This is a genomic window from Limnospira sp. PMC 289.06 (assembly GCF_032350395.1).
Classification (GTDB): domain Bacteria; phylum Cyanobacteriota; class Cyanobacteriia; order Cyanobacteriales; family Microcoleaceae; genus Limnospira; species Limnospira platensis.
Genome location: NZ_JARPLC010000143.1, coordinates 1 through 6,456, shown reverse-complemented (window position 1 = coordinate 6,456; position 6,456 = coordinate 1). Strand labels below are relative to the sequence as shown.

Sequence of the window (6,456 nt, the reverse complement as noted above, 5' to 3'; positions counted from 1 at the left end):
TCCCCCAATTTGAGTAGGTTGGGTGGAGGTCACGAAACCCAACGCCACCATCTCTTAGTATGACCTTTTTCCCCCAATTTGAGTAGGTTGGGTGGAGGTCACGAAACCCAACGCCACCATCTCTAAATGATGTTGGGTTTCACTGCGTTTCACCCAACCTACATTGCTACTACATTGTTACTCCTCTGCGGTTAGCCGGTAAGCCGCGATTACTGGGGGTAAAGCAGTAAGCATTGCCATCAATCTTATGAATATTCTCACGTAAGAAGCGATCGCAATTTGCTTCAGGAACAATAATCGTTTGATAGAGTCTTCGTCCTGAGAGATTTTCATAATAGGGAATCCAGAGAACCCCTAAATTCCCAAATCCATGCTCAAAATGAAGAGCCTCACCTCTTTTTTGAGCCTCTGCCTCAGTTTTCCAAGCCGACTCCGCAATCTTCGACCTTCAAAATCAGCACTGCGCCAGTTAAGACGGGGATAGGCGAAAGAAGTCTCTATTGTGGCTAAAGTGCCAAATAGTAAGCCTAGAAAAGCCAGGGCAATTTTCTGCATGGGAAAATCCATAAATTTAGATTTCATAGTGTAACTTACGGGGTTAAAGCCTACATTCCAAAAACCGAGAATTTTCCACAATTACACCCCCACAAAAGCCAGGTGCTCTCCCTGAGTCACAGGCTGTGTAACAATGATTTACTGAATTTCCCGAATCACAAGGTAAATGTCCTGGAGGTGCTTGCAAATAAAATATAAAGTTCTGGTAATCCCTCTTATAAGAAGGAGTAATCAACCATCCCAAAGCTGCATATAACCGAAGAGATGCTTGAAAAACTTCACGATTTCGCTCCCCCTCCATTAACCCTTGAAGTTGAGTAGTATTGAATTGCTGTCTCCAAACTTTAAGTTGAACACTATAACCAAAGTTTCCATTTGAGTGCTTCTTCCAAACCTCATCAATTCTCCTCAAATCTGAACAAGAAATTTGAGCAATTTCTTCGGGACGGATTTGTCTTCCTAAATTGCCCCATCTATTACCAACTTGCTTTATTAATTCCCAGTTTTGCTCATCAGCCTTACGCCAGTCTCCCTCCTGTGCAAAGTTTTCTAAACGAGAATACATAGCCTCCACATCCTGTCCTCCTTGGCTCTTTAAAACAGGCAAACTAGACCTGGTTATAAGAACATGGTATTGGCTATCTATTTTTGAATGAGCAGGAAATTGAACCAAAATAAGCAATAAAACAATGATTGATAATCCCCAAAAATAAAAAAAATTTTTGTATTTTATTAACTTCGGGTTGTGCATAGTCATAAGCTGAATGAAGAGTTTTCCAATAATTAAATCAAGGAAAAGTGAAAAATTGATCGATGTCAATTCTAACTTTATCTATTTCTGTACCGTCCGCAATCTGCTGAATGTTGCAAGTCTCTGCAAAAACCCAGTCAGATACCCAAAATAATATCAGAAATACACCCCAATGATTTGCAAATTTTAAAAAACTCATTATTTTCTTTACTCGAACATTCTTTCATAAACTAAGCGTGAAATAATTGGAAAAAATTCCCAATCCTCTCCATAAGCAGCCCCATCGCCAAAGACTGATATAATATAGGCTCTATTTTTAGACCTATGATGAATTAAAGCGACTTCGAGCCGAGAATCATTAGTCCACCCGACTTTTGAATAAAAATCAATCTTTTGTCGATTTTGATAAATTCCTTTTCCTAAAAAACCATCAACTGAATCATATTCCTCGGGCTTCCAAACTTGAGGATTTAAATCTATTTTAAGCAGTGACATTATTTGCATTGATGCAGTTTGAGAAACAGCTTGATAAGTACCAATTTCATACATTAATCTAGACGCATGTCGAGCCGTCATTTGATTACGAATTGGAGGCTGATTATCACCACGCATACGCAGATCCCATCCTTGAGGATAATTCATTCCCAAATAGGGTATGGGAAAATTTTTCTGACTGATATTTATTCCTGAATATCCTGATTTTTGAAAGAAATAATTGACAGAATAGCGTTTATTTAGCCAAGTTTGGTAGTCTTCTGTATGGGAAATAGATGTGGTATCAGTGATAAAATCTACAATTCGGCTAGCTGCTTCATTATCAGATTTTTGGATGAGTTTACAAATAGTAGTAACACATCCCATTTGTGGTAAATCAATTGGTTGAGGAGGAATGTTGCGCTCTGCTTGTAAGGAATAATACGCGACTAACCAAAACAATTTCGGGATACTGGCAGGATAACGAAAAACATCAGCTTGATAAGTGCCTTCAGTTTGTTGATTTAAATCAATCAAGTGTATAGATAAAGAATTAGTTGGCAGACCTCGCATTCTGGCAGTATAAACTACTTCATTAACAATCTTTTGTAAATTATCATTTGGATTAAAGTGAGTAGGATTAGTGACATTATAAACCCAATTGGGGTTAATACCTTCTCTTGATTCCAGTCTAGAAGTTATATTTAAATCTACAGAATCTGGAGATAAATCTATACTATTAGGTGGCTCTCTAAAAATTGTATTATCTAAATAGCGATCATCATTTAATGAAGGTTTATGAGGAAATACAAAGTACAAAATAGCTGCTCCACTTAGTCCTAAAACTAAACTAACTGACATAACAATTGTAGTCCAAGCTAACCTTGATAAATGCTTTTTATTCGGGTAATTGTTAGTCGCTAAATAGGCACGTCTCAATCCTTGACGTTCACCCTGATTTTTATGATTATTTTTGAAAAAATATTTATGCACAGCCATGATGTATTTAATCAACTTTTTGATACCAGGATATTTTTAACTGATTATTTTCTTTTTTTATGGTATATCGATATCTGGATGTACTGAAATAAGCATTATTGGGGTCGGGTTTGCCGTTGCGATATAATGTGCCATCTTCTGTAACTATCAGCTCTATTGTTGCATTGTTTTCATCTGATTCAAAACGCTCTACAGAATCAACGCGCTGAATTCCATACTGATAATAAGCATTATTATTTTGTAGCCAAGTTATGGGGCCATCGGCTTTAACTAAATCAGTGAGTAATGCACCTGTGGTTAAATTACGGGCAGCATCTCGACTATAAGGAGGTGCAAAAATTTGGGATTTAGACTGAAGCCATTGTTTAACTAATGCAACCGCTTTTTCTTCTGTAATAGATGGTATTGCTTGTACAGCAGGCTTTGGTGGCTGAGATTCTGCTTCTGATTCCGATTGCGATGGTGTCTGGCTTGCAGAAGCTGTAGTTGTCGGCTGAACCTCAACGGCTATAGGATTGTCTATTGCATTATCAGCAACACTATTCCAAAATCTTGAGACAAAAAGTCCAACAATAATGCAACTGCCAATTATTCCGCCCGTTAATACTGCTTTAGCCCATTCTGGCATTGTTGATGGATTTTGTAATGCTGTCGGACTCATAGACTGAGCTGGAGAAAGAATAGTAGCTGCTTGACCTACGGGAACAGAAGAAACAATTGTTGGAGGTTGCTGGTTGGGATTGCTAGAAATTATTGTAGCTGTAGGTTGCCCAGTCCGGGAAACAGAAGTACCTGTATGAGATGTGAAATTCAGCGCAGCTCGCATTTCGCCAGCCGTCGAAAAACGCTTGTCTGGATGAGATTGAATAGCTTGTTCAATGGCGTTAGCAAAACTTGGTGTAATTGTCGGGACTTCAGAGCGCCAAAGGAGATTTCCGCTAAGAGGATCTGTTGAAAATTCTTGGGGAACTTTTCCAGTTAGGCAGAAAATGGCAGTCAATCCTAAAGCGTATAAATCACTGCTGTATATAGGGCGACCTATAGCTTGTTCACTAGCCATGAACCCCGGTGTACCAATAACCACCGATCGCGTCGGATTTCCAGAGTGACTCAGTACGGTTCCCATCGTCTCTTTGACGGCACCGAAATCGAGCAATACGGGTTCTAAATTGCTCGATCGCAGCATAATATTGTCAGGTTTAATGTCGCGATGAACAATTTGCTTACTGTGAACATATTCCAGAACAGACAGTAAGCTGACTAACATAGCTCGGACAGAGCTTTCACGCATTGATCCGTGGCGATGAACGTAGTCCGTTAAGGTTTGACCTTCGATCCACTCTTGAACCAGATAAAATAAGTCATTTTCACGAAAATAGGCGTAGAGGGTTGGAATTTGTTGATGAGCCGTTCCCAGTTCCTCTAAAATAGCAGCTTCTCGTTGAAACCGATCTTGTACTAATTGATAAATATCAGGATTATCCGTAACAGGCTTTAGTTGTTTAATGACGCACCTTCGCCCGGATGGCATTTGAGTATCTTCAGCCAGAAATGTTTCTCCAAAACCGCCAGAACCTAAAGGCTGAATGATTTGATAGCGGTGGTTTAATAAAGAATGGTCAGCCATAGTAATTCCTTAACCAGTTCATTCTAAGTACGAACTGTCTTTATTGCTTATACCTATTTATTCCAACAATAACACGCTTAACTCTGAAACTCAAGCCAAGAAATATAAATTTTCTTTTAAGTTTTAACGGATTGACCTTGAAAAAATTTAACATAAAAAACTTAATAGCATAGTTTTCATAACCCATGAGCCATAGTCTACCTAAAACCCAGCTTGAAACATCTTCCGATCCATATCTGGAACTGACAAACCAGACCCAAACCATCAAATTTCCACTAAAAAAGGCTCAACTGATACTTGGTAGGGCTACTGATGCAGATTTAAAGACTCCCGAAGACTGGTTAGCAATTTCTCGTTACCAGGCTACTTTAACTCGCCACGGCGATGAATATGAGATTTACGACGGTATCACCAAAAATGGTACTCGCCAACCCAGTCGAAATGGACTGCTTGTTGAGCAACGCCGGGTAGGGGTTGTGGAATATTATCAATTATTCGACGGGGATGAGTTGCAAATTGGTCAAGATCCTATGACTCTCATTCGTCTGAAATACCATAATCCCCAAAACCCTAAATTCATTGTCTCTAGCACCACGAGAAATCAATCAATTAGTATCAAAAACCGTTCGATTATGCTAGGTCGCGACCCATCTTGTAACTTGGTTCTTGATTCTCCTGTGGTTTCCAGAAAGCACGTTGTCATTGACAAGGTTGATGGTGGGTACTACCAGTTATTTGACTACAGTACAAATGGTGTTTTCGTCAACGAACAGAAAGTCAATCAATCCATGCGGCTTCCCGATGGTTGCACAATTCGCATCGGTTCATTTATTTTGGTGTTGAGTGGCGATCGCCTCACCCTTCAAGACCGGGGGGATAAATTGCGTCTTGATGCTTGGGAAGTTACCCGCATTGTTTCCAAACATTCCCGAAACAGCCAAACTTTGCTCAATTGTGTTTCAATTCCACTCGAACCCGGTCAACTGATTGCAATTGTTGGCGGAAGTGGAACGGGAAAATCAACTCTTTTGAAGACACTGCTAGGTATTCAACCTCTTTCTGGAGGATATGTTTATTTAAACGGCTCAGACCTGCAACAAAATTTTAATATCTACCGTACCCAAATTGGCTATGTACCTCAAGAAGATATCGTACATAGAAATCTGACGGTTGATCGGGTTCTCACTTTTGCTGCTCAATTACGTCTTCCCCCTGATACAAATATTGAGGCAGTTATTCAAAAAACTCTGACTGAAATTGAACTTTTAGATCGACGGCATACCCTAATTAGCCAACTAAGTGGTGGTCAATTGAAGCGAGTCAGCATTGGCGTTGAACTTTTAGCAGACCCCAAGTTATTTTTCCTCGACGAACCCACATCAGGACTCGATCCAGGATTAGACAAAAAAATGATGCAACTTCTGCGAAAGTTAGCTCACTCAGAAAATCGAACTGTAGCTCTTGTTACCCATGCGACTGCCAATATCACTTTGTGCGATCGCGTTGCCTTTATGGGAAGGGGAGGAAATCTCTGTTACTTCGGACCCCCTAGCGAAGCTCCTAGTTTTTTTAATGTAGGACGGGATGACTTTGCTGAAATTTATAATGAACTGGAAAAGTCTCCAGAAGAAAATCAAGGCTGCTCCATCGAAGATTATTGCCACCAGTGGAATACTCGATTTAAACAGCATACTGACTACCAAAAATATGTCCTAGACGCTCTGATTGTTCCCGGTAAAATTAATGCCAATTCTCCTGAAATCAATCAAGCCAATCAAAGGACGACAAAATTAAAAGATAAACCAAAACAGGTTAAGCCTTCTCCTCTGAGGCAAATAAGGGTACTTTTACAACGAGACATCCAATTAGTTTTAGCCGACCGATTTAACTTGGGATTGTCATTGCTAACTGCTCCCATTGGAATTGCCTTGATTACTTTGGCTATCCGCGAGCAAGAACCCCTGACTCTTGGTGACGGTTGCGATGCGTCAGAGCGTGTTAACTATAAACCCTTATCCTGACAGCGATAGCGGGTTATTACTCAACCCCT

Annotated in this window: 6 protein-coding genes; 1 reads left to right on the top strand and 5 read right to left on the bottom strand. The window is 39.9% G+C overall.

The features are described 5' to 3' along the window. Positions 1 to 177: 177 nt before the first annotated feature. From P5674_RS20650 to P5674_RS20630, 5 genes are all read right to left on the bottom strand, one after another. Positions 178 to 333, bottom strand: a complete 156-nt coding sequence (locus P5674_RS20650) for a hypothetical protein (RefSeq protein ID WP_231852037.1) — start codon at positions 331 to 333, stop codon at positions 178 to 180. A 21-nt stretch (positions 334 to 354) separates the two neighbouring features. Then, the gene (locus tag P5674_RS20645) at positions 355 to 582 is read right to left on the bottom strand and encodes a hypothetical protein (RefSeq protein ID WP_014277317.1); all 228 of its coding nucleotides are present in this window, start codon (positions 580 to 582) and stop codon (positions 355 to 357) included. A 16-nt stretch (positions 583 to 598) separates the two neighbouring features. Beyond that, the gene (locus P5674_RS20640) at positions 599 to 1,375 is read right to left on the bottom strand and encodes a GUN4 domain-containing protein (protein ID WP_014277316.1); all 777 of its coding nucleotides are present in this window, start codon (positions 1,373 to 1,375) and stop codon (positions 599 to 601) included. 138 nt (positions 1,376 to 1,513) lie between these two features. Beyond that, a complete protein-coding gene (locus P5674_RS20635) occupies positions 1,514 to 2,779 on the bottom strand; it encodes a serine hydrolase (RefSeq protein ID WP_006616735.1) in 1,266 nt (421 codons plus the stop codon). A 7-nt stretch (positions 2,780 to 2,786) separates the two neighbouring features. After that, complete coding sequence (locus P5674_RS20630) at positions 2,787 to 4,406, bottom strand: protein kinase domain-containing protein (RefSeq protein WP_006616734.1); 1,620 nt, start codon at positions 4,404 to 4,406, stop codon at positions 2,787 to 2,789. A gap of 185 nt (positions 4,407 to 4,591) precedes the next feature. Here P5674_RS20630 and P5674_RS20625 point away from each other — a divergent pair, with 185 nt between their 5' ends. Next, positions 4,592 to 6,427, top strand: a complete 1,836-nt coding sequence (locus P5674_RS20625) for an FHA domain-containing protein (protein WP_234933495.1) — start codon at positions 4,592 to 4,594, stop codon at positions 6,425 to 6,427. The last annotated feature ends 29 nt before the right edge of the window (positions 6,428 to 6,456 follow it).